This window comes from Alteromonas abrolhosensis (genome assembly GCF_001953635.1).
GTDB classification, from domain to species: Bacteria; Pseudomonadota; Gammaproteobacteria; order Enterobacterales; family Alteromonadaceae; genus Alteromonas; species Alteromonas abrolhosensis.
In genome coordinates, this window is sequence record NZ_MEJH01000016.1 from 1 (window position 1) to 24,463 (window position 24,463).

Sequence of the window (24,463 nt, forward strand, 5' to 3'; positions counted from 1 at the left end):
AGTGCTCAATGACAGATGGCTACGACTGCTATCAAAACGCCCTTGCAGAGCGGATAAACGGTATTCTTAAAAATGAATACTTACTCCATAAGCCAAGAGATTTAGAAGAAGCGAGAAAGATGGTTGCAGAGTCAGTAGCTATCTATAATGGTAGGAGGCCACATCTGGCCCTTAAATACAAAACGCCCGATGAAATACATCGGGCGTTTTAACCGAAATAAGTGTCAACCTATTTCAGGACTAGTCACTGAGATAATATGGCACCTGAAGAAATGCGATGCTAAGTCGCGAAAAAGGGCGATGCTAGTGATGATTAAGTTGGCGATGTAGGTGTATATTTCTTAAGTGCGCTTAGCAGTTGGCGATATTCCATACGCAAGGCTTCTGCATTTTGCTTTGTGGGCGCGAAGTTAGACAAGCGTTCCGCTACGCGATGCAATTTCTCTTGCAACAACCGTAATTCATCATCCATGATTATGCCCTTTATTTTTAAGCCTGTGTATTCGGCTTGATAAACGTTTAGGTAACGTGCGACGAGACAGGTTTAAAACGCCCGTTGTGCCCCTACATTTGTATGCAATAAGTGCGCGTACGCTGCACTCCTGATTATTTAGTATACAGCCAATGGCGCTTACCACAAGCCCTTTGGCTATTCGGTTTTTCTTTGAGTGATAAATAGAAATGCAAGCCTCTGAACTTCAAAATAAATTTGAACGCATACGAGCCAATAAATGGTTCGAAGCCTTTGTAATAAGCGTTATTGTTATTTCAGCGCTACTCGTAGGTGCCAAGACCTATGAACTGCCAGCTGGTATGTCGTCAGTAACACTATTTTTAGATTGGTTTATCAGTGCCTTCTTTCTAACAGAAATCACCATTCGTTTTTTAGCTGAAAAACGTAAGCGTTACTTTTTCAAAAGCTTCTGGAACTGGTTTGACACACTGATTGTGGTCATCAGCCTCATTCCTGCAGACGACACTGAGCTGGCACTTATCGCTCGTTTGGTGCGAGTATTCCGCGTCCTGCGTATGATCTCGATCATCCCCGAGCTTAGGATCCTGTTAGTGTCTTTGGTTAAAGCATTGCCTCAATTAGCTTACGTAATGCTGTTAATGTTTATCATCTTCTACATATATGCCGCAGTAGGCAGTACCTTATTTGAAACCATCAACCCTGTACTGTGGGGCGATATCACTATCTCAATGCTAACGCTCTTTAGAATTATGACATTCGAAGATTGGACTGACGTAATGTACGAGACCCAGGAGATTTATTCGCTAAGCTGGATTTTCTACCTTACCTTTATTTTCTTCACCGCCTTCGCGTTTTTAAACATGGTGATTGGTATCGTAGTGAACGTGATGGAAAGAGAAAACGAAAAAGCACGAGCAGAAAAAGAAGCCGCTTTACTTGAAGAGCAAATTGCCCAAGGGAACATAGAGCCAACCCTTCAAGATGTGATGCAAGAATTGCGAGAGCTGAAGGCACAGCTTGCCGCTAATAATCAGAATAGCACGGTAAACAAAAACAGCTAAATACGTTCTATCCGAATAGCGCAATTGAAAAAGGCCACAGTGATGTGGCCTTTTTAGTTTCTCAAAAATGGTGATGCCTAGATTTAAGCTAAAGCAAGATACGCCCGGGCGAGCCTAAAGCCCGTATTGCTGCTTAAGTGATTCCGCTCTTTGCTTGGCTGCCTCTGACTTAAATTCTCGGCTTGCCAGCTTGCGCGAGGCGAGCGCCTTTTTATCGAGTTCAAGTAATACACTCACATAATTTAAATATACATCGTCATTGGCAATAGGACGTGCAGCGACTTCCTCGTACAGTTTAAGCGCTGCGGCTTTATCACCTTTAGCAATGTAAATTTGCGCTAGCGTGTCCGCAGCATCTGCATTCTCTCGCTGCAGTGATACCGCTTTTTTAGCGAGCTCTTCTGCTCGGGTAAGTTTTTTATCTTCCAGCGCCAAAAACGCCAGGTTATTTAATACGACAAAATTATCTGGCGTTTTAGCTAGCACCTGTTCATAAGTTTTAATGGCTGCTGCTCGGTCTTTGCCAATTTGACGCTCGGCTAACAGCATTGCACTTGGGATGTCGTTGCTGTGCATCTGAACGTGTTTTTCAAGGAACGTATAGGCCTGAGCTTTTTTATCCGACATCTCTAACGCTGCCATTAATAACAAAGCATTGTCAGAGTTTGGTGTGGCGTCATAAGCAGCTTTTGCATGCTCTACCGCTTGCTCTGGCGCGTTATCAATAAGATACAAACGTGCAATCACACCTCTTACAAACGGCAGCGCTCTTACCTCTTCAGCGGTACTATTTATTATGTCCCACGCAGGTTTAGCCTGACCCAGACGGCTGTGGAAGTATGCTTTCAATAAAGTTAGCTGTGCGTCAGGACGTTTAGCTAATACCTTATTTATTAATGTTAGCCCCTGTTCAAATTGCTTTTGCGAATCAACAATTAACAATTTTCCCAATACCGCGTTTTTATCTTGAGGGTAAAACGATAGCCAGCGATCAAAGAACGCTGTCGCATCTTTCAAATTGTTAGTTGCGATGAGCGCTTGGCCTTTTAGATTCCAAAACGCTTGCGGTGACGCTTCATTCCCTTCTACATCAGCTAAAAGCGAAACCGTTTTATCAAGCTGGTTGTTAAGCGAATACATTCTTGCAAGTAAAAGTCTTAAATTCAGGTCGCCTTTTTTAGCGTTAAACTGTTGTTGGGTATGTTTAATTACTTGCTCTGCGTTACCTTTTTCAGTGGCTAACGCAAACCACAGCGCCAACGCAGGCACGTCGGCAGGGTTCTTATCAATGAACGCGCGAAGAGAGGAAATCGCGTCATCTTTTTTGCCTTCTGCTACCAGTAGTTTTGCGCGAGAGTAAACTACCTCATTTTCAGCACCTTTCAGTTTGCTTGCCTTATCGAGGTATTGGGCGGCTTCTTGATAAGCTCCTTCTGCGGTAGCGATATTGCCTAAGTAGATAAGTGGCGCGGCGGTGTCAGGCGATTGTCCGTGCCACTCTTTGGCAGCACTTTTTGCTTTTTCCAACTGGTTGGTAGCAATGTAAGCTCGTAGTAACGTGGCTTGTGACGTCACTGATTCTGGCGACTTTTCAACGGCCTGTTCAAGATTCACAAGGCCATCGACATCGTTTAACGACAATTGCAGCACACCCAAACGAGAGAGATCCTCTGCCGTGGTACTCACCGCTTCAGATTTTTCCACCATTTGCTTAGCGCCAACCACATTGCCGTCTTTTAACAGCTGGTAACTAGCTTTTGAGAATAACGCAGCATCAACACCTTCTTCACCTTTCACTCTGGCTAACACTTTTAGCGCTTCATCGTTCTCACCTAACTGCAACATACTGTCTGCCAGCATGCGAAGGCCAGGATGGTTGTCTGGAAGGCTAGACGCAACCATTGTGAGGTGACGTTGCGCAGCTTCAAAATCTTGTATTTGGTAGGCGCTAAAGCCCGCAACCAAACGCACCACTTGGTCACTTCTGCCGTTTTGAACGGCTATCTCAAGGTGTTTTAAGGCTTTTGCGTAATTTTCGTTGGCCGACTCAATAATTCCTTTAAAGGTATTAAGTAGCGGATGATTTTCATTAAGAGCTAACAAGTCATCAACGATAGGCTCTGCTTTATCGAGTTCTCTTGTCTCTATCAGCAATGCAGCATAAGCAAACTTACTTGTTACGTCGCCAGGGAATTGATTAACATACACACCATACACTTCTGCGGCTTTTTCTGATTCGCCTTTTTGAAGATAAATTTTTGCCAGCTGCTGCAATACATCTTTATTCGTAGGTGCTTGTTCACGCAGCTTCTGCGTAGCAGCCAGCGCTCCTTCCACATCGTTATCTAGAACATAGGTGTAGCTGTCTATTAAGCCTTTATAAATAGAACGGGTATCTAATGTCGATAAATCTTCCAGTAACGCGCGGGCCTCTTCGTTTTTGCCCAACTGCATTAATGCCTGAAGCTTGTAAAAGCCCACCTCAGCTGATTCAACGGCTGTCATACCTTCTGCGCGATAATCTACTTCAGCTAAGGCGTTTTCTGCCCCTGACTGCTGGTAGGCTAACGACAATAGAGGAATGACCTGACTTACGGGATGCCCTAGCTCCATTGCCTTGTTGAGTTCTTTTTCGGCAGCAGAAAAATTACTTTGCTGTAGATACAGCTTACCTAGTTCAAAGCGTGGCGATGCGGCATCGGGCGCTTTTTGAATGGCATTTTTATATTCTACGATAGCGGCGTCAATTTGCTGAGAAGAGGCGTAGTTCCTTGCATCTGCCAAGTGGCTTTCCATTGATTTTTCGCTACAACCAGACAAAAGCGCGCTGGTTAGCATCACCGCCAACGTCGTGCGTTTAAGTAATGTATTGGGATTATTTTTTATCATTGTAATTCCTTGCCCTGCCTCAACTTTTTATTGTCACATCGCTACATATAGAAAATAACACGTGCGCGCTGTCTATTATTTCATCGAAATTGTGCAATTTCGTGGCAACCTGTCCATTATTCGAATATAATATGGGTTTTTGCAACACTGCTGGCAAGCATATCGCGAAATACGCTAGAAATAAGCCAATTAAACTCGCCTCATGTGCTAGTTAACCGCTGTATAGCGTCTTGCGTTAGTAAACCGTTACGGAACGGTTTAGTCGTATGCCGCACCCTCCTTACTTAATGCACCAGGACCCTTAATGACCACAACTGTCGACATGACATTTAAAGACCTCAATTTACCAGAACCTATCTTACAAGCCCTTGAAAAAGTTGGCTACGAGAAACCGTCTCCTATTCAAGCAGAGAGTATTCCTCTTTTACTTGAAGGGCACGATTTACTCGGTCAGGCACAGACAGGGACAGGAAAGACCGCTGCGTTTGCCCTGCCTATGTTGGCAAATATCGATCCTGAGCAACGTAAGCCGCAATTACTGGTATTGGCCCCAACCCGTGAACTAGCTATTCAGGTTGCAGAGGCGTTTCAGGTTTATGCGAGCTTTAGTCAAAAAATTAAAGTACTTCCAGTATACGGCGGTCAGTCGTACGACAACCAAATTCGCCAGCTTAAACGCGGCGTTCAAGTGGTTGTGGGTACACCAGGCCGTATCATCGACCACATTAAGCGCAAGACACTAGACTTAAGCGAGCTTAAGTTCCTAGTTCTAGACGAAGCTGATGAAATGCTTCGCATGGGCTTTATTGATGATGTTGAGCTTATTCTTAGCCACGCACCAGAAGAACGCCAAACGGCCTTATTCTCAGCAACTATGCCTGGCCCAATTAAGAAGATCACTCAGCGTTACTTGAAAGACCCTAAGCACGTTAAAATTGCGTCTAAGGTAAGTACGGCTAGCACCATTCGCCAGCGTTACTGCCAAATTGCACCGCACCACAAGCTTGAAGCGCTAACGCGTATCATGGAAGTGGAAGTGTTTGACGGCATGATTATTTTCGTACGCACAAAAACGGCAACGGTTGAACTCGCTGATAAGCTATCTGCTCGTGGTTACGATGTAGAGCCGCTGAACGGTGATATTCCTCAGGCTGCCCGTGAACGTACTGTTGAAAAACTTAAACAGGGTAAGATCGACATTCTTGTTGCTACCGACGTAGTAGCGCGTGGTCTTGACGTTGAGCGTGTAAGCCACGTTATTAACTACGATATTCCTTACGACAGCGAATCTTACGTACACCGTATCGGCCGTACGGGTCGTGCTGGTCGTCAAGGTGATGCGATCCTATTTATCTCTCACCGTGAAAAGCGCTTGTTATTCTCTATCGAGAAGACCACCAAGCAGCCTATTGAAGCAATGCCAATTCCTTCAATCAGCGAAATTAACGAAACCCGTTTAAGCCGCTTCAAACAATCGGTTGCCGAAGCAACCCAAGACGATAGCATTGAATCATTAATGCCTATTGTTGAGATGATTAAAGAAGAAAACGAAGCGTCTCCTGAAGTATTGATGGCAGCACTGCTTAAAATTGCGCAAGGCGACGAACCGTTAATTCTTAAAGAATCAGATCGTCCAGATATTAATAGCAAGCCTCAGCGCGATAGCCGTGACAGAAATGCTCGTGACGGTCGTGACGGTCGCGAAAGAAAGCCAAAAGTTCCTCGCGGCAACCGCAAGCCTGAGGAAGGTATGCAGCGCTTCCGCATTGAAGTAGGCCACGTACACGGTGCTAAGCCAGGTAATATCGTAGGCGCTATTGCTAATGAAGCTAACATTAATTCTAAGCACATTGGCGCTATCGAAATTTATGATAACTTCAGTACAGTTGACCTTCCTGAAGGCATGCCAAAAGAAACTCGAGACACCCTACAAGGTACTCGTGTTGCGGGTCAGCGCCTGAACATTCGCGAATGGTCAGACACGCCACCAGCTAAAGGTCGTGGCGATCGTGGTAACCGTGGTGACAGAGCGCCTCGCGGCAATCGTGAAGACCGCCCTAATCGCGGAGATCGCGAAAACCGTAAGCGTAAGAACTAAATAGCAATACATTCAGCCTTTATATAACTAATAGCAATATAAAGGCTGTTTTCGTTGTTTTCTAATTAAAAAGAATTGGCGCAAAATAGTGTCAGTTCTTTTTTTTGTATTTGAAGCTAAGAAAACCTTTATGGATTACTTTCCGTTATTCCTAGATGCCAGAAAACTTAATGTCCTTATTGTTGGGGCCGGTGAGGTAGCAGCCCGTAAGCTAGAGCTTATTATGAAGACGCCTGCGACCATTACCGTAATCGCGCCTTGGGTTTGCGATACGGTCAAGCAGCTAGCATTAAACGAAAAAGTAACGCTGATTGAACGCGAGTTCGAAAATAGCGACCTTACTCATAAAGACATGGTTTTCATCGCCACCGATAAAGGCGATGTTAATCAGCATATTCACGACCTGGCTCGCGCTAACAAAGTGTTGGTAAACGTGGTAGATAATACGCCGCTTTGCCAATTTATTACCCCCTCTATTGTCGACCGCTCGCCCATTATTATTGCCATGAGTAGTGGCGGTGTAGCGCCTGTGCTACTTCGTTATTTGCGTCAGAAATTAGAAACGGTACTGCCTGCCAATTTAAGCCGGCTTGGTGCGTTTTCTGAAAAATTCCGCGAAAAGGTAAAGCAAACACTTAACGGTGTAACCGCCAGACGCTATTTCTGGGAAGACATGCTGGATGGCGATATTGCTGAAATGGTGGAAAAAGGCCAGGACAAAAAGGCCGATGATGCGTTTGAATTGGCATTAAACGCCGCCGCTAAAGACAAAAAAGTGCAAGGCCAAGTTTATCTGGTAGGGGCAGGTCCAGGTGACCCTGATCTTCTGACATTTCGCGCATTGCGTTTAATGCAAAAAGCCGATGTAGTGGTATACGACCGCTTGGTATCGCCACAAATTCTGGAACTGGTGCGCCGCGACGCAGAAAAAATCTACGTGGGTAAGGCTAAAAGCAATCACACACTTCCTCAGGACGACATTAACCAACTAATGGTTGATGAAGCCAAAAAAGGCAATCGCGTGGTGCGTTTAAAAGGCGGTGACCCGTTCATTTTCGGGCGCGGCGGAGAAGAAATTCAAACCCTTATTCAGCATGGAATTGAGTTTCAGGTAGTTCCTGGGATCACCGCAGCAAGTGGAGCGTCTAGCTACGCGGGCATTCCGCTTACCCATAGGGATCATGCCCAATCCGTAGTGTTCGCCACCGGACATTTAAAAAACGGTACTATAGACCTTAACTGGCCTGCCCTTGCGCAAAAAAATCAAACTGCAGTTTTTTACATGGGGTTAACGGGTCTACCAATTATCTGCGAGAAGATGATTGAGCACGGTTTAGACGCCACAACACCTATTGCACTAGTACAATCTGCAACAACAGAGAAGCAGCAAGTGCTAACTGGCACACTGGAAAATATCGTCGCCAAACAAGAAAAAGCCCAACTTCAACCCCCTACACTCATTATTGTTGGAAGCGTAGTAAGTCTTCACGACGAGTTAAATTGGTTTCAAGAATAGGTAACGAGTGTCGCCTTGTTTTTTAGGCGTATACGCGCATACTCTATAAGATGATGAACTTATAGAGTATGGTGCGCCGCCCAGTGTTTAGAAAAGCCCTGAATAAGAAAGCCTCTTTGCTTTGCTTTCACTCGTTTTGTAGCTCAAGGCTGGCGGGCGTATTTTTGCTACTTTCAGGCCTTCTACTGTCATCCGGCGCATACAGCGAACAGCTAAAATATCAAAAGACGAAAACCGATACGGGCGTCAAGTTCAGCTACGAGTGGTTAGACATTGAAAATGAACGCCAGTCGATTACATTTGAATTACCTAAAAGCGCACTGAAAGATGCTCCAACGAGGCAGGCCAATTACAAAGCCAAAATCGCCCAACGGCATGTCACCGTTGCGCTCATGGAAGAAGCCAAAAAGATTAACCCAAGAACCGCCCGCGTAAAAATAACGCCAAAGCGAGAGTCGATAGATATCAAAGTAAAAGGTACTAACGAGGAAGCTGTTGAGGAAATACTGGCTAACTTGAAGCAAATACAGCAGCGTGAATATGACAAATACTTACACGCTCACTATTTCACTCGCTTCACTACACTTTTTAACCAACAAGCAATTAAGCCAGACCACGTAAGATATGTCGCTGAGTCGGTTAAGCCTTTGGTGGCAGCATCGCAGGCATTCTACGAAAAAGTCGCTTCCGAGTCTGATTCTAGAGCGTATTTTTCGCTAATTCTTAGTTGGCTGCAAAGTATCCCCTACGACACATTAGAAGATAGAGTAGTGAGCAATGGCTCTGGCTATGCACCGCCTGTCAGTGTACTCATGCAAAACCTTGGGGATTGTGACAGTAAAGCGGTGTTGGCTTCATCGATGGTAAGAGCATTCATGCCCTCCACCAAGATGATTATTGTATTTCTTCCTAATCATGCCCTGCTTGGCATTGCGCTAACTCCAATGGCAGAAGATAGAACCATAGAACACGATGGTGACACCTATGTGCTATACGACCCAACAGGCCCAGCCCTTATTCCTTTTGGACAAGTTTCTGAAGATGCAGAGCGCTTTATCGTAACAGGACGTTATCAAGTAGAAGCAATAGAGTAGCTAGGTGGGAGTGATATAGGCGAGTAACTATTGCTCTTACTCGCCTATCATATTTACTTTGTCTACCTTACCTGGTTAGAGGTTTTCTTCTGCAAAGCTTGCAAGTCGGCTTCTGACCACACCATCTAAATTGATGGTAGCACTGCCTGAGAAGTCTTTAAATTTCTCAACCAGATAGGTTAACCCCGAGGTAACTGCACTTAAATAATTACTATCAATCTGCGCCAAGTTCCCGCCCACTATCAGTTTAGTTCCCTCACCACAACGGGTGATGATGGTTTTTAGTTGTGAGGCCGTTAAGTTTTGCGACTCATCCAAAATCACAATAGCGTTTTGAATGCTTCGTCCGCGCATAAAGTTCACCGATTTATACTGAATATTCGCTTTCTCCATGATGTAATTCATGGAGCCTTTAGTGTTTTCATCGTGTTTGTGAAGCACTTCAAGGGAGTCGGTAATAGCGGCCAACCAAGGCAGCATTTTTTCTTCCTCCGTTCCCGGTAGAAAGCCAATAGACTCTGCGATTTCCGGTGTACTGCGCGTAACGATGATTTTGTCATACATATTGCGCTCTACCACCATCTCAAGGGCCGCTGCTAGCGCAAGGAGTGTTTTACCACTACCTGCCGGGCCGGTAAGGATCACCATATCAATATGCGGGTCTAGCAGCGCATGAAGTGCCATTGCCTGCCCGATATTTTTAGGCGTTATGCCCCACGCGTGGCGACCCATTAAGCGTTCGTAACCTAAATCCAACACCTCTAAGTGATCGTCGGTAATCTCTTCTACCAAGCCAGCAAATTGCTTAGTTTCATCTAGTAGGAACTCGTTTACATACGCTTCTGGCAACATAGACTTGGGAATGGTGTGAATCGTATCGCGTCCTTCGCTGCGACTATCCACGCTCTTTACGCTGTCCCAAAAGTTACCTTCAAAGGTGTGAAACCCGCGAGATAGATATTTAATGTCAGTAATAAGCTGATCGGTACGATAATCTTCAACATGCGCAAGGCCTGCTCCTTTCGCTTTAAGGCGCATGTTTAAATCTTTAGTAACCAACACGACCTTCTGCGGCGCGAAAGTCTTCTGCAGATGTAGCGCTACGTTAATAATGCGGTTGTCGTTTTCATTGCTGGTGAACACTTGTTGAGCCTCAACCATGTTGAGGTCGGCAAAAATAGATAAACTCCCTGTAGGTGCCGTTTGCCCTGCGCCCAACCCTTCCATTGATACACCGGCAAGCATATCTTCCGGTGTTGCATCGTGGAGCAAATCCTCCATCGCCCGAATGGATACCCGCGCATCTCGCGCCACGTCTTTCTTGCTGTCTTTGATGTAGTCGAGCTCTTCCAATACGGTCATTGGAATAACCACGTCGTGTTCTTTAAATGAGAGAAAAGCGTGAGGTTCGTGCAGCAGAATATTGGTATCGAGGACGTAAATCTTAGTATCGGTAGAATTTTTTCTTGGCATCCTTCACTCCGGTAAATAAAGCCAGGCTAGACGTATTGTTCATTTATGAACGCACGCGCTAACAAGCTACAGTTACGGTCGTAGAAGAATGCCGCTCGAAACAGGACTTCTTCCCCTACTCGCGTCGACTGAGAAGCAGTACTACACTTTCTGCCTCGGGAGTTCGCGGTAAATTTAACGAACCCTTAATTCCACCATAATCCAGTTTTTGAGATTTCGCACTGTTTTTCTCTTTTTTATTTTTCCTTTACCTATGAACAGTAATAGCGTGCACCGTCACATTCTGAGCGTTAATTATGGTTAGAAAAATAACCAGCCCGCTCTAAAATTATCTGCGTCTGATTCTGAGCATTCTCTAATGCACTTTTAACCGTCTTTTTACCGGCAATAACGTCGTTGATTTGTGCCCCCACCGCATAGCCAATCGCGGTAAACTCCGGAATTGGTACAAATTGCTTCCCAATCATAGACTGTTCTGTAGTGTCACTCGTTAGCGCTTTAAGCGCCTGATACTCGAAAATGGCGTAGGGTAAGGCTTCCTGGTAAGCAGGGGTGTAGGTCGAATGCCGGGTTCCAGATGGTGCTGCATATTCTCCGCGAGCTTTCTTAACCTCAGAAATAAAGTGCTTTGAAGTGAGCCAGTGCGCTAACTCCTGCGCCTCTTCTGTGTATCGGGATAGTTTGGGTACAGCAAAGTTCCACGACCAAAACCACTGCGCTCCCTTGCGTTGAACGCCAATAGGGGCATAAGTAACACCAATGTGTGGCGCTACACGGGAAAATCGTTCGTCAAATAAAGCCCCTCCCAATGAAGAGGCATCTACGAAGAAGCCCAATTTGCCGTCGGCAAAAAGCCGCTGGTTTTCTTGCCACCCCAAGTCATCTTTGTCGTCCGGGCCAAAACGCCGAACCAAGTGAACATACGTCGTTACTGCGTCGAACCATTCTTTTTTATTTAACTGAGGGTGCATCTTTTCATCTAGCCAGGTAGCGCCATACGTATTCGCCATGGTGCTTACCAGCGCCATATTTTGGCCCCAGCCGACCCTAGTTCTCAAACCTATTCCATACACCTCTTTTTCAGGACTATGTATACTCTCTGCTAACGATATTAAGTCCCTATAAGTCAGTGCAGTTGGCATGGTAAGGTTGGCATTTTCTATCAGATCTTTGCGAAAGAAAGTCAGCGTTGTTTCTGCTACAAACGGCAAGCCATAAAGCTGCTCGTCAACCCTGTTCGCTTGTATTGCGGCAGGGATGATATCGTCTATATCATAGTCAGCAGGATGCTGATTAAAAGGAACCAAGGTATCGCGCTTCGCCCAAATAGGTATGCCGTAATTACCGATAAGAACTAGGTCGAAACTGTTTTCATTAACCGAAAAATCCCCCAGTAAGCGACGCCGCAATACCGTTTCATCCATTATCCGCCATTGGATATTTAGCTGTGATAAAGCCGAGTCATACTTTTCGAGAAACTCCTTCGCATGAACGATAGCGTTGATGTCCGGCGCCCCTATAATAAGTGCATTTTCGCTTTCGATTGCTTTGTCATACACCCCGTATTTTTCGAGCGTTTTGGTTAAAAAGCCGTTTTGCATTAGCTTTTTCAACGCTAAATCAAATCGCTTTAACATGTGAGTGGATTCTGGAAACTGCTTAGAAAACGCTAGGTGAAAAGTATTACTCTCTTCAAGTTTAGGGATAAAGACTAGCTTTCCAATTAGATTGGGCCTTTCATTAACCAACGCCTCTTTAACGCTATATTTATCAATAAATACAACATCTATTCGCTTCTTATCCAGCAGATCTAATAGGCTGCTGGCTGATATACCCGGATAGAAACTAAAATATTTATCATCCGCACTAACGCTGGGTAACCGGGTTCCCCGTAAATACCCTACGCCTTTCAACTCATTGCGTTTCAAGAGACTTGCGGCGTCTTTGGTTAATGCAAAGTCACCTTTAAAATCTGACCTAATGAGATACCCGCTCGTGCCCGCAGGTATTGCTGCAGACAGAAAAAATTCACTTGTTGTTCGCTCGTTCTCGTGGACAGGAAAAACGCCATTTACAGACCCCTTTTCCGCCAACATGACAGCTCTAGCATGAGGAAAATATTCAAACTCTACAGGCAGGTTAAGCTCGTCGAAGACTTGGCTGACTATCTCGTTTATATACCCTTTTGAAAGGTCAAACTGACTGCTAAACGGGCTTAGATCTGAAGTTGCTAAAGTAACAGGGCTAGCGAAAGTGAATTGGCTGTAGCTCAATGAGATAACGACAAAACTATAAAAGGCGACGACCGTATTTTTTACTGCAGATTTCCAATGACCCTTTACTAAAAAACACCCTACCTTTGGCACCTGACAAGCTCCGTTATCTTAAAGATGTATGTTAAATAGCAGATAAAAACACAACTCGCCTCCCAAAGAACGCAATAGATTCAATAAAACTACTTTTTTAATGTTCGGCAAAATAAGAAGTGCGTTGAGCCGTTTGTGTAATTGCATTATGTTGTTTGATATAAAACCATGTATTAATGCAAAAAAGGATAAATTTGACAGTGAGTCACGCTTTAAAAAGTTTAAACACAGTATTCGTGGTTTTCTTTCTATCAGCCCTTCTCGTTGCCAGCAGCACTGTGAGCTTTGCAAGCCCTATTTCAGCTGAATTGCAAAAAGTCGTGGTCAACGACAAACCTGAATGGACAGTAACCTATAGACTAGACAAGCCCGCAGAACAGATAGTTTTTCTTCGAAACCCCGATAGGTCACGAACAACACGCTGGCTCCCTCAGGATAGTGATATTAAGATTGCTTATGACGACGCTTCCCATCAAGAAGTTGTGCGTTCTCAATCTGGCAAACCGCTTACAACCGTAACTTTTTTACTAACTCCTACCTACAAGCATTTAGGCAAAGACTACGCACCTTTTTCTCCCTTTTCAGATGGCGGTAACGCCATCCATACCGGGCGGCTTTTTGCTTGCGCTAATACTTGTTCTGAAGAAGATAATGAGTGGCACCTGACACTTACCGTTCCAAGTGATGAACATATTATATTGAATGGCAAGGTAGCCCAGAGAAGTGTGTCGTGGATAGATAACAACGACGGGAGAAACGTGTATGTGGGTAAGCAACAACCAATTATTACCGAGAACGTGGTTGCGTTAATTGACGCTGGGCTTCCCGAAAGCATTAAGGTTTCGCTAGAAGAAGACATACCTAAAATTATGGCGTTTTTCTCCCACTCTCTTAATCCACTTAGAGGCGAAAAACCTATGCTACTAGCCTCTTACGCAAACGTAGATGATCACTCTACACAAGGAGGCACATTACCCAATCAGATATTTATGCACTGGAACAGGCAAGATTTAGACGAACAGGCCAATAACAGAAACTTCATTAACCAAACGCTTTGGTTCTTTGCTCACGAAGTTGCACATTTATATCAGCCAGGGAATACCGACGGTGTATCAAAAAATAATGAGCAATCTTGGCTGCACGAAGGCAATGCCGATTATTTTGCAGCACTGGCAATGAACTTCCTGTACGAAGATACCGGCAGCTATGTAGAAAGTCGCACAATCCGCGCCTTTGAAAGCTGTATTGAAGGGCTAGAGCAAACCACGCTTGCCAATGCTTACAAAACTGGGCATTTCAACCTTTACTACTCGTGCGGCATGATAATGCACCGCGCCATCGACAATGTGGTTCAGCAAAAAACGTTTGGTGAAGAGTCGCTATTCACAGTATGGCAGCGACTTCAAAAGGCAGTGAGCAAAGGCATGCCACCCGGCACCACAACGTTTTTAACGTTGCTAGAACCTTACAACGCACCTGAACTTATGAACGCCATTAATGATGCAACAAGTAATGATGCTCTAAAGGCCATTCAAGGTATTGAAGCGCTTTACCAAATGAATCAGTAGGCTACTTGATGAAGTAGCCTATTGCCTTGTATTCACCATCAACTTCCACCATAGAAAGGGTTTCCACTTTCATGGTGGTGTTCGCATCGAAGTCAGTCGAGAAAGACAAGAGAAGATAGTTACCCTCGGGCAGTCCCGGAAACGATGATGGCGCTTGCGCAACAGCCAGTTCCCGCTTTTTAGCATCGCCTAACGGCTCTCTGACTAACTGCATAGCTTCAACCCACTTTGCTTGCGAAATACTGCTCCTGAAAATAGCAGCGCTCTCTTCCCAGCTTTGGGCATACTCACCGCCGTCGATAAGTTCTAACCAGTTTATGGCGCTTTCCAGGACTTCGTCGCTTATATTGACTGGCTTGCCCGCCTCTATTATCTGATTGCTACCGTTATTCGCATTAACCGTTTGCGCGTAGTAAATAGCAACGAATAGGCTAATGGCGAGCGCAAGCGTAAGCCAAAGAACATTTTTGGGGCTCAAGGACGTTGGGCGATTAATTCGGTGCTGGTCTGCATGATGAGATATCGCATTTTCGCCTGCCTTTGAAGCTTGCTGCGCTTGAGCATGTTGAGTAACTGCACTTGATTCATTCATCAACAACGCATCGGGTGTTATTTCGAATACCGAAGCAAGTGCACCTATCGAATCGTGCGATGCAGATTGCGTTTTCTCAATGCGCTGAATAGTACGCAAACTCAATCCAGACACATCTGCCAGATGCTGTTGACTCCATGCCTTAGCATTGCGAAGTTGTATAAGCTTTTGACTGTCTACTTTCATATCCATCTCGCGCTTCCTCCTGTTAGCTGCGCTACACATACGTTTATAACGTAACGCCATTAACAGTAAGAAATATCCATGGTCAGTGATACGACAGTTTTACGCCAACCCTGTGACAAAGCAAGTCTGACGGACATGTTAACGCCACTCATTTTTTCACTAAGCTTCGGTGGTAAACCATTTATACCGCGTATTAGCGAGATAGAAAATCACGCCTTCCTGCAACCGTAAATCAAATGAGCTAGTATTAATGACTTATCACAACGCAATGCGTACAATACCGCCCCCCGAAAAACAGGTTGGTGATTTATGAGTTCAGATAGTCAATTTTCAGTTGGTCAGCGTTGGTTAAGCAACACAGAAATAGAGTTGGGGTTAGGTGTCGTTATCGGCAGCGATTTCCGTTCAGTAGAAGTGCTTTATCCAGCAACGGGAGAAGCGCGAAAATACACTAAACAAGACGCCCCGCTTACGCGACTAATTTTTGAAATTGGCGAGACGGTCAAAAGCCAAGACGGCTGGGAAATGACCATTACTGAAAAAGAAGAAAGCCAAGGGCTTTTCATTTATCACGGACTTCGCGAAGACACCAAAGCGCAGGCCCGATTACCTGAAACCATGCTAGACAGCCACATCCGCTTGAACCAACCTGAAAAGCGTTTATTCAGTCAGCAACTGGACAACCCAAAGTGGTTCGACTTACGCGAACGTGCTCTCGACTATCAATACGATTATTTACGCTCTAGCACTATCGGCCTTGCTGGCGCACGTATCTCACTTATCCCGCACCAGCTGCACATTGCATCAGAGGTAGGCGGCAGACATGCACCTCGCGTTCTGCTTGCCGATGAAGTAGGTCTTGGTAAAACCATTGAAGCTGCGTTAATTATTCACCAGCAGCTTAAAACAGGCCGCGCAGAGCGCGTGCTTATTTTGGTTCCAGACTCGCTTATGCACCAATGGTTGGTTGAAATGCTACGCCGGGTGAACCTTCCTTTTGCCATTTACGACGAAAGCCGCTGCGAAGCGATAGAGAAGAGTGAAGGACTAAGCGAAGGCTTCGAAGATGACGAAACGTCTGATGCAAGCGCTGTGAACCCATTTGAAAACGATCAGCTGGTACTTTGCAGTATCGACTTTCTAAGCAAAAGTGAAAAACGCCAGCAGCAAATTCAAGCTGCAGGTTGGGACTTAATGGTTGTCGATGAAGCCCACCACCTTGCATGGTCAAGTGAAGCGCCATCTGCTGAATACCTGTGTGTTGAAGCGTTAGCCAATAAAACACCTGGTGTATTACTGCTTACCGCAACGCCTGATCAACTTGGCCACGAAAGCCACTTTGCACGCTTGCGCCTGCTTGACCCGGCTCGCTTCCATAGCTACGACGCTTTCTTAGATGAAGAGTCGAAATACAGCCAGCTTGCCGATGCGGTAGCGCCATTACTTTCAGACGCCGAGCCTAACGACAAACAGCGCAGCAAACTTGCTGAGTTCGCGCCTGACGTAATGGAACATGCGGGGGACTTAAGTTCACCAGAAAATCGCCACGCGCTATTGCATCAACTTATCGACTGTCACGGCACCGGTCGTATGCTGTTTAGAAACCGCCGAGCCAATATCGAAGGCTTTCCGATGCGTAAATTAAGCGCTTACGAGCTGGCTTTACCTGAGGTTTATTCAGATGCAGTGAGCGGCGGCGACTTAACCTATTCACTGTATCCTGAACGTATGGCAAGTGTGGTTAACAGCTGGACTAAACACGACCCTCGCGTTGAATGGCTGCTTGATTTCATGCAAAGCGTTAAGCCAGAAAAAATTCTGCTTATTTGCGCAAGTGCCCGCACAGCACAGGAGCTGGGTGAGGTTATTCGCACGCAAACCGGCATTCGCCACAGCGTATTCCACGAAGGCATGAGCATTGTCGAGCGCGACAAGGCGGCCCATTACTTTGCCGATGAGGAAGACGGCGCACAAATTCTATTATGTAGTGAAATAGGTAGTGAAGGACGTAACTTTCAGTTTGCACACCACTTGGTGCTGTTCGATTTACCTATTACGCCTGACCTGCTGGAACAACGTATTGGTCGTCTTGACCGTATTGGACAAACTCAAACCGTACAAATTCACGTGCCATATTTGGCGAAAACCGCGCAGCACGTATTGCTAGATTGGTATCACGAAGGGCTTAATGCCTTCGAGAAAACTTGCCCTACGGGCTCTGGCGTGTTCGACGATGTTAAGCCTTTGCTTATTGGTGCTTGTTTACACCCTGACGATATGAGCGCGCGTGACGAGCTAGTAAACATGAGTGTTACGCTAAATAGCCAGCTCGTGGCGCAGCTTGAAGCCGGTCGCGATCGTCTTCTTGAGCTTAATGCCTCGGGCGAAGGCCGCGTAGAGCAACTGCTTGAAGATATTATTACCCTTGATAGCGAGCAAGATTTGTCGCGCTTTATGGGTCGCGTTTTCGATGCTATCGGTGTTCAGCAGGATGAAAAAGGCAATGACTGCTTTATTCTTATGCCAACAGAATCGATGGTGAGCCAGCTTCCAGGTCTTGACCCAGAAGGCATGACAGTGACTTACAAACGTCGCGTTGCCACAACACTAGAGAACGTGCAGTTTTTAAGTTGGGACCACCCGCTGGTACATACTGCCATTGACGTTGTACTCACTGACGTACATGGTAAAAGCAGCATGGGCTTTATTGCCGAGCCGTCTTTACCGAAGGGCGCTTACTGGATAGAAGCGCTGTTCGTACTGCAAGCCCAAGCACCGAAATCACTTCAGCTAGGCCGCTTCTTGCCACAAACCCCAGTGCGAGTTTGTTTAGACGCGCAAGGCAATCCGTCTGATTTAAGCTTCGATGTTAAGCGTAAAATTGGTCGTAAGATCTCTGCGCAACTTTTAAAAGCGTTACAGCAGCCCCTTGAACTTGCCATTGAGAAGGCGCGCAAGCTTGCCCACCAGCAGGCGAATCAAAAGCAACACGACGCGCTTAACAATATGCATAGCACGCTTAACGAAGAAATACAGCGCCTACGCGACCTTCAAAAGCGCAATCCAGCTGTTCGCGACAGCGAAATTGAGTTTATTGAAACCCAAATGAATGCCTTAGATAAAGTTATTCAAGAGGCTGACGTGCAGCTGGACGCCATTCGAATTGTGGTGAACAACCCGTAACTGAGAAACGTGAACCATCACAACCGCGATAGTGAAGCAACGAGTACATATGGCTAACCCAAGTTTTGTTTATAACCCGCCGATGACACCTTATCTTGATATTTTGTATCAAGATGACGATATGATAGTTGCGCATAAGCCTAGCGGGCTATTGAGCGTTCCGGGTAAAGCATTAGAGCACCGCGATTCTTTGATTAACAGGGTAAACCTTGTGTACCCCACTGCCACAGTTGTCCATAGGTTAGACATGGCGACATCGGGTATCCTGGTGCTGGCACTTAACAAAGATAGCCACCGTCATATTTCAAAACAATTTGAGCTTCGACAAACCAAGAAGCGTTACTTTGCCCGTGTTCATGGGCATGTAGAACAAGACAGCGGAGAGGTTAATCTTCCACTCATTTGCGACTGGCCAAACAGGCCAAAGCAGATAGTAGACTTCGAGCGCGGTAAAAAAGCAGTGACGCGCTTCGATGTTGTCGAGCGCACGCAAGATGAAAAAGGGCAGCCATATTCTCTCGTTGCCCTTTATCCCATCACCGGTCGCTCTCACCAACTGCGCGTGCATATGCTTGCTTTAGGTCACCCCATTTTAGGGGATAGACTCTATGCCCATGAAGAAGCGCTATCCATGGCACCTCGCTTACAACTACATGCGGAAAGCTTAAGTTTTTCACACCCCACACATGGGCATTGGCAGCACTTTCAAACTCCTATTCCCTTTAGCCACTATCGACCCGAAGCGCTTTCACTAAGTATTGAGTAGCATAAAAGCGCTATCCTACTTTAATTACTGTTATCAGATTGCTTTGCGCACTGACTTTAGTTTTACACTAACTTGCCGATATCCTTGATAGAACGATTTAGTGGTTAAATTGATTTCGCGCTGGCGCTCCCGCACGAATCAGAGTAATAGCGAAAGGCACTTCACTTTTTTATGAAAAGGCACGCTCTTCTTTTAACATTTGCAGTTATCGCTTCACTACTGCCTATGACAGCTCACTGTGACTTTTTCACAGACGTGAGTCATGCCTATTTGCCAGGAGAAGTAAAACCTTTGATGATTGGCGAAGTAGAAGCCCCCATTATAGAAATTGAAGCGCAAACACCATTACCTTTGGGTGTGGCCATCATCCTCACTGAGCCTTTTCCTTCTAGCCTAACGCTTTCTCAAGGACACAGCCTTGCCAATTTGCTTGCTGAAAAAGGCTGGAATGTAGTGATAAGCCCGTTTAATTTACCTGTGGATGTTACTTCCCCTCAAAACACGTTAGAAGAAACCGACAGCGCAACAGGCCCAAGTGAAGCGTCAACGGCCACGCAGGTAGAGAGTATCCATCCAAGAAGCAATCAACTTACCCAGTACCTCAACTTTGAATCTTCAACTTCTGCACTTAACGTGCAGCTGAACGCGCTGAATAATTATCTACAAGACAGAGCTGGCTACCGAATGGTAATTGCGCAAGGCATGCTTGCTACAACCTACTTGTCTGTCGTGGAGAAACAACCTCAGCTACACCCTGACACCTTTGTCGCCATTTCCCCTTTTTGGCCAGAAGAGACAACGAATACATTAGTTATAGATAATATAGCGCAATCCAGTTTTCCAATATTAGATTTGTCACTCAGTGGATTTAATGACTGGGCGAACAGCACTACGCAAAAGCGAAAAGTAAGCGCGAAGAATGCACTAAAAATGCACTATCGTCAGATAATTATTCCAAGTAATTTATTAGCCTTTAGTATAAAGGAATTTCAGAAACCCCCTCACATTCAACTAGTTGCAAATAGCACTATCGGCTGGACACGGCACCTAGGCTGGTAATTCTCTCATTAACCCATTACGCTAAATTAGTATCCAAAACAATTACCTAAATTTTAGGGTGTAAATAGCAAGCCTCTGTCCTAAGCAGTAAAATTGTTATGAACTATAATACTTTTAGCAAACATAAACGGTTGAGTAACTTGTGAGTGTTCAAGATTTCGTAGATAACAAAGCAAAACAGCTGTGTTTCTATTTGAGAGCATTTTGGCAAGGAGAGCTTCCTATCGAGGAGATCGAACTATTCTTTTGGGATAGTATGGAAGAATGGGGGCAAATTGATTACACCTTAACGCAGCCCTACACGCAGAAAGAGCGAGTTTTTTGGCACTTACTTCATCAAGTACACTACTGGAATGAAGACAAGCTAATTAACGACCAATTTTTGGTTGATGAGTTAAACAACTGCGTGAATTTCCTTGAAGGTTTGGGACACTGCCCCTTAGACTGCGTTGGCATTCGCCCATAGTAAAACTTTCACTTCAACGCGTTATTGCTTCTCACTGTGGTTCGTGGCTCAATATGCCTTTGTTTTCCCATCCAAGGCTGCAGTTTTGCTTAATGCTTTAAAAACGTTTAACGACAGACGATACCTCAGTATATTTCTTTTCGGTATTTCCAGTGGCTTTCCGTGGATCATGATTGGCTCAGTGCTATCTGCCTGGTTGAAAGATGAAGGATTGTCTCGCTCAGCCATTGGCTTATTCGGTATTATCTTTGCCACTTATTCCTTTAATTTTCTCTGGTCTCCACTTGTCGACAAGATCAAGCCCCCACTGTTAGGTCAACGACGAGGTTGGATATTCGCCATGCAAGGCTGTGTAGTTTTGCTGTGTCTAGTCATGTCTCAACTCACTACCGACCAAGATTTGTTTTATGTTGCTTTGGTTGGTTTACTCATTGCTATTGCCTCAGCCACGCAAGATATCGCCATTGATGGTTTTCGTATCGACTGTATCGCGCAAGATGACAAAGATGGCATGTCAGCTGCGTCTTCGGTAGCTACCGCTGGATGGTGGACAGGTTATGGCGGGCTCGGCGCTATCCCCTTCTTCTTGGCTGACATGACATCTTGGACTTGGCCAAACATCTATCTTTTACTCGGTGCTCTCATGGCTTTATTGATGTGCGCCACGTGCTTTGCTAACGAACCGCAAATTGACCGCGATGCTTTGCTAGAAAAGATAACGGCCAAGAATGAAAACCAGTCTCCCGTTTTTCACTGGATTCAATCTACGCTGATCACACCCTTCGCTGAGTTCTTCAATCGCAACGGTGTTAAGTTAGCGGCGTCATTTTTGTTGTTCATTTTTCTTTTTAAAATCGGCGAAGCCTTTCTAGGCCGTATGAGTATCGTTTTTTATAAAGAAATTGGTTTTTCTAATAGCGATATCGCTACCTACTCAAAGTTGCTTAATTGGTGGGTAACCATTGTATTTTCACTGCTAGGTGGTTTGGTAAACATTCGCTACGGTATTTACCGCGGGCTAATGATTGCAGGCGTGGCAATGGCGGCGTCGAACTTACTATTTGCACTGATTGCGCAGACAGGCCCATCTACATCGCTTCTGGCTATAACAGTTATCGTCGATGGCTTTACCGGAGCGTGGAGTACCGTGGCAATGGTGGCGTTCATTTCGCTCTTATGTAACCGCGCATTCAGCGCGACTCAGTATGCACTTATGGCGTCACTCAGTGTAGCGGGCAGAACTCTGGTCGCTTCAAGTAGCGGTTTGGTAGTAGACAGCCTAGAAGGTAATTGGAGTTTATTCTTTATTCTTACGGCAGTTATGGTGATTCCAAGTCTCTGCTTTCTATACTCAATTAGACATCATATAAAGCAAGTAGAAGCGACGTAATTTAATCTTACTTTCTTGCAAGTTAGCATTAGTTGCCTACATTTAAGGTAGGTAACTCTACCGCAATGTATTTGCAAGGAAGAACGTTGAGCTCGAACAAGGCCAGTCAGTCGCAACGCAATTCATCATATACTTCGCGTGCATTCACGTTTCCTAAAGTGAATGCGACTGCGCTGCTAATAGCTACCATTACCATAGTGGTGTTGCTTGTATTAATGAGCAAACAACAAACACTCATAACTTCCCTAAAACATCAAAGTTATTTAGAAGATAGCATTCTCGCCACCGAGCACAGGCTCACTCAGTTTAAAACTCTGATGGAAAGCGGTTCCACGCCGACTGCCGCATCCTATGCTATTTTAAAGCGAGAGCTTCAAGTCAGCTATCAAAGCGTTTCCGAGTATCTTAACAACCATTCAGATCAACTAATTAGCCCCCTAGTTTTGTCGAAGGAGGACTTTCTAAGTGCAGAGGAAGGCCTGGCTCACGCATCCGCAAGGCATATTGCTAAAACAACCCTGAACTTACTCCATACACTGATTGAAGTTCCACCGTCTGAGACTGCACAATATATCCAACAGCAATTCAGCCTCTTACCAATGGTTACAGCCATACAGGCGGAAGAAAAAGCGGTACTGCTCCGTATTCAGGAATTACGTCATAAAATGCTGCTTACCACTATTTTTGGTGTGATTATCATTGTGCTTTGGTACTTTGTTACATGGCTCTTTTTCAGAAGCAACATCAATAAATCACCTCAAAAGTTTGTAAGGTCTAAACTAAGGCTTGCGATTGTCGATGACGAACGAGATTTACAGAACAAGGAATTTCTGAAGCTGATTAGCCATGAGTTCCGAGCGCCAATAAGTGCAATTATCAGTGCTCTTGAGCTTATTCCTAACATGGAAGAACAGCGCAGCAGATTAATTCAGCAGGCAGAGCAATCAAGCTATCGGCTACTCAACCTTACCAACAGCCTCACCGATGTGTTAAGTAACAACTCTGAAGACGACCTTCACTTTTCAGAAGTTGATTTGATCAGTTTACTCGACGAATGTATCTCGCCTTTTTCTGTAAGAGTGAAAGACAAGAAGATAGAATTTAATATGCACTGTAGTCACAGTGTACCTCACTTCGCTGAAACCGATCCTGTTGCACTTTCAAAAGTAGTGGTGAACATTCTTGATAATGCCGTTAAGTTTACGGCAAATGGACTGATTGACGTCACGGTCACTACGCTGGTAAAAAATCAGGGAATTTTTCTAGTTATTATTATCAGCGACACGGGTATTGGCATTGACGAGGCAACGCAAAAACGCATGTTTGAGCGTTTCTATCGAGGGGAACATTCAACTGGGCAACGCTTCCCAGGTGCCGGTATCGGCTTATCTGTAGCGAAGCGTAGTATTGATAAGCTGGGTGGAGCGTTACAAGTTACCAGCACGGTGGGGGTTGGCTCAGAGTTTAAAATTCTCCTTCCCTTAAAGCCTGTAGACGAGCTTCCCGTTACTAACGCCACGCCATCTAACGCTATCTTTGCCGTTGTTGACGATTTGGAAATTTCGAGACTGCATTTACAGTCGATAATCACTAAGGAAGGCTTTAGTGCGCGCTCGTTTTCATCTGGCGCAAACTTGCTTAACCTGCACGAAGAAATACTGCAGTTTTCAGGCATTATTGCCGACTTGTATATGCCGGGCATGAACGGCCTTGAGCTAGTAAAAACCCTTCAGGCCATATTTGGCGAACGAGTCCCACCAGTGATTGTCTTGTCGGCCACGCCAGACATTGCCAATATTATTGCCAACAGCGAACTACCCATTTACCAAAGCTTTGTTAAGCCCATTGATAGAAACAGGTTCGTGGATGCGCTGCACCACCTTACCGCTAGCAATGCAAAAACTATTGAGAGTTCAAAAAAGGCTAATGTGTTAGTCGTAGAAGATGAGCCTATTAACGCGGAGATGGTGGAATATATGCTTCAGTGTATGGGGCACGAGGTCACTGTAAGTTACACGGGAGACGATGCAATTAGTAGAGTGAATGAAAATGCTTTCGACTGCGTGCTGCTTGATATCAATCTGCCGGATATCAATGGCTTGGAAGTCGCTAAAATTATGAAGGAGGGCCACCCAGACCTTCCAATTATTGCCCTCACGGCGAATGCCCACAGGAACGATAAAGAAGCTTCACTTCGGGCTGGCGTTCGCTACCACTTGGTGAAGCCGGTTACCTTTCAAGAGCTTAAAAACACATTGCGCTTAGCGCTTTGACTCAACAA

At 45.3% G+C, this 24,463-nt stretch carries 17 protein-coding genes; 12 read left to right on the forward strand and 5 right to left on the reverse strand.

Going from position 1 to position 24,463, the window contains the following annotated elements; translation table 11 throughout:
- Nucleotides 1-212: integrase core domain-containing protein (locus BGK61_RS17795; protein WP_157888798.1), on the forward strand; the 212-nt coding region annotated here is incomplete at its 5' end.
- 101 nt (nt 213-313) lie between these two features.
- Here BGK61_RS17795 and BGK61_RS19645 read toward each other — a convergent pair.
- Nucleotides 314-472, reverse strand: coding sequence for a hypothetical protein (locus BGK61_RS19645; RefSeq protein WP_014997260.1), 159 nt, complete (start codon nt 470-472; stop codon nt 314-316).
- A 209-nt stretch (nt 473-681) separates the two neighbouring features.
- On the opposite strand from BGK61_RS19645, the gene BGK61_RS17800 reads away from it, so the two are divergent.
- Nucleotides 682-1,536 (forward strand): ion transporter, encoded by an 855-nt coding sequence (locus BGK61_RS17800; RefSeq protein ID WP_076012533.1) that lies wholly within the window; start codon nt 682-684, stop codon nt 1,534-1,536.
- A 114-nt stretch (nt 1,537-1,650) separates the two neighbouring features.
- Here BGK61_RS17800 and prsT read toward each other — a convergent pair whose 3' ends face one another.
- Nucleotides 1,651-4,425 (reverse strand): XrtA/PEP-CTERM system TPR-repeat protein PrsT, encoded by a 2,775-nt coding sequence (gene prsT, locus BGK61_RS17805; RefSeq protein WP_076012534.1) that lies wholly within the window; start codon nt 4,423-4,425, stop codon nt 1,651-1,653.
- A 304-nt stretch (nt 4,426-4,729) separates the two neighbouring features.
- Between prsT and BGK61_RS17810 the strand changes: the two genes are divergently transcribed.
- The 3 genes from BGK61_RS17810 to BGK61_RS17820 all read left to right on the forward strand — a co-directional run bounded on the left by BGK61_RS17810 (nt 4,730) and on the right by BGK61_RS17820 (nt 9,133).
- A complete protein-coding gene (locus BGK61_RS17810) occupies nt 4,730-6,523 on the forward strand; it encodes a DEAD/DEAH box helicase (RefSeq protein ID WP_076012535.1) in 1,794 nt (597 codons plus the stop codon).
- Nucleotides 6,524-6,653: 130 nt separating this feature from the next.
- On the forward strand, nt 6,654-8,039 hold the full coding sequence (gene cysG, locus BGK61_RS17815; protein ID WP_076012540.1) for a siroheme synthase CysG: 1,386 nt from the start codon (nt 6,654-6,656) through the stop codon (nt 8,037-8,039).
- Between the two features lie 83 nt (nt 8,040-8,122).
- A complete protein-coding gene (locus tag BGK61_RS17820; protein ID WP_232298256.1) occupies nt 8,123-9,133 on the forward strand; it encodes a hypothetical protein in 1,011 nt (336 codons plus the stop codon).
- Between the two features lie 75 nt (nt 9,134-9,208).
- Here the strand turns inward: BGK61_RS17820 and BGK61_RS17825 are convergent, their stop codons facing one another.
- Both BGK61_RS17825 and BGK61_RS17830 read right to left on the reverse strand, forming a co-directional pair.
- Entirely contained in the window at nt 9,209-10,606 is a 1,398-nt protein-coding gene (locus BGK61_RS17825; RefSeq protein WP_014978266.1) for a PhoH family protein, read from the reverse strand.
- Nucleotides 10,607-10,896: 290 nt separating this feature from the next.
- The gene (locus BGK61_RS17830; RefSeq protein WP_076012536.1) at nt 10,897-12,972 is read right to left on the reverse strand and encodes an extracellular solute-binding protein; all 2,076 of its coding nucleotides are present in this window, start codon (nt 12,970-12,972) and stop codon (nt 10,897-10,899) included.
- A 200-nt stretch (nt 12,973-13,172) separates the two neighbouring features.
- On the opposite strand from BGK61_RS17830, the gene BGK61_RS17835 reads away from it, so the two are divergent.
- The gene (locus tag BGK61_RS17835; RefSeq protein WP_108721597.1) at nt 13,173-14,540 is read left to right on the forward strand and encodes a hypothetical protein; all 1,368 of its coding nucleotides are present in this window, start codon (nt 13,173-13,175) and stop codon (nt 14,538-14,540) included.
- 1 nt (nt 14,541) lies between these two features.
- Here BGK61_RS17835 and BGK61_RS17840 read toward each other — a convergent pair whose 3' ends face one another.
- Nucleotides 14,542-15,324, reverse strand: coding sequence for a DUF4019 domain-containing protein (locus BGK61_RS17840; protein WP_076012538.1), 783 nt, complete (start codon nt 15,322-15,324; stop codon nt 14,542-14,544).
- Between the two features lie 303 nt (nt 15,325-15,627).
- Here BGK61_RS17840 and rapA point away from each other — a divergent pair, with 303 nt between their 5' ends.
- From rapA to BGK61_RS17870, 6 genes are all read left to right on the forward strand, one after another.
- Nucleotides 15,628-18,501 (forward strand): RNA polymerase-associated protein RapA, encoded by a 2,874-nt coding sequence (rapA, locus tag BGK61_RS17845; protein WP_076026122.1) that lies wholly within the window; start codon nt 15,628-15,630, stop codon nt 18,499-18,501.
- Nucleotides 18,502-18,550: 49 nt separating this feature from the next.
- Nucleotides 18,551-19,267, forward strand: a complete 717-nt coding sequence (gene rluA, locus BGK61_RS17850; RefSeq protein ID WP_076012419.1) for a bifunctional tRNA pseudouridine(32) synthase/23S rRNA pseudouridine(746) synthase RluA — start codon at nt 18,551-18,553, stop codon at nt 19,265-19,267.
- A gap of 171 nt (nt 19,268-19,438) precedes the next feature.
- Nucleotides 19,439-20,326, forward strand: coding sequence for a DUF3530 family protein (locus BGK61_RS17855; RefSeq protein ID WP_076012420.1), 888 nt, complete (start codon nt 19,439-19,441; stop codon nt 20,324-20,326).
- Nucleotides 20,327-20,468: 142 nt separating this feature from the next.
- Nucleotides 20,469-20,792 carry a hypothetical protein gene (locus BGK61_RS17860; RefSeq protein ID WP_014948188.1) on the forward strand — a complete coding sequence of 108 codons (324 nt, stop codon included), beginning with the start codon at nt 20,469-20,471 and terminating at the stop codon, nt 20,790-20,792.
- 43 nt (nt 20,793-20,835) lie between these two features.
- Nucleotides 20,836-22,182, forward strand: coding sequence for an AmpG family muropeptide MFS transporter (locus tag BGK61_RS17865; RefSeq protein ID WP_076012421.1), 1,347 nt, complete (start codon nt 20,836-20,838; stop codon nt 22,180-22,182).
- A gap of 86 nt (nt 22,183-22,268) precedes the next feature.
- Entirely contained in the window at nt 22,269-24,455 is a 2,187-nt protein-coding gene (locus BGK61_RS17870) for a hybrid sensor histidine kinase/response regulator (protein WP_076012422.1), read from the forward strand.
- The last annotated feature ends 8 nt before the right edge of the window (nt 24,456-24,463 follow it).

What these genes read in the sequence shown, in the direction of transcription:
- BGK61_RS17810 (WP_076012535.1), top strand. Translation starts at nt 4,730, where the DNA reads ATGACCACAACTGTCGACATGACATTTAAAGACCTCAATTTACCAGAA.
- rluA (WP_076012419.1), top strand. Translation starts at nt 18,551, where the DNA reads ATGGCTAACCCAAGTTTTGTTTATAACCCGCCGATGACACCTTATCTT.
- prsT (WP_076012534.1), bottom strand. Translation starts at nt 4,425, where the DNA reads ATGATAAAAAATAATCCCAATACATTACTTAAACGCACGACGTTGGCG.
- BGK61_RS17855 (WP_076012420.1), top strand. Translation starts at nt 19,439, where the DNA reads ATGAAAAGGCACGCTCTTCTTTTAACATTTGCAGTTATCGCTTCACTA.
- rapA (WP_076026122.1), top strand. Translation starts at nt 15,628, where the DNA reads ATGAGTTCAGATAGTCAATTTTCAGTTGGTCAGCGTTGGTTAAGCAAC.
- cysG (WP_076012540.1), top strand. Translation starts at nt 6,654, where the DNA reads ATGGATTACTTTCCGTTATTCCTAGATGCCAGAAAACTTAATGTCCTT.
- BGK61_RS17840 (WP_076012538.1), bottom strand. Translation starts at nt 15,324, where the DNA reads ATGGATATGAAAGTAGACAGTCAAAAGCTTATACAACTTCGCAATGCT.
- BGK61_RS17825 (WP_014978266.1), bottom strand. Translation starts at nt 10,606, where the DNA reads ATGCCAAGAAAAAATTCTACCGATACTAAGATTTACGTCCTCGATACC.
- BGK61_RS19645 (WP_014997260.1), bottom strand. Translation starts at nt 472, where the DNA reads ATGGATGATGAATTACGGTTGTTGCAAGAGAAATTGCATCGCGTAGCG.
- BGK61_RS17800 (WP_076012533.1), top strand. Translation starts at nt 682, where the DNA reads ATGCAAGCCTCTGAACTTCAAAATAAATTTGAACGCATACGAGCCAAT.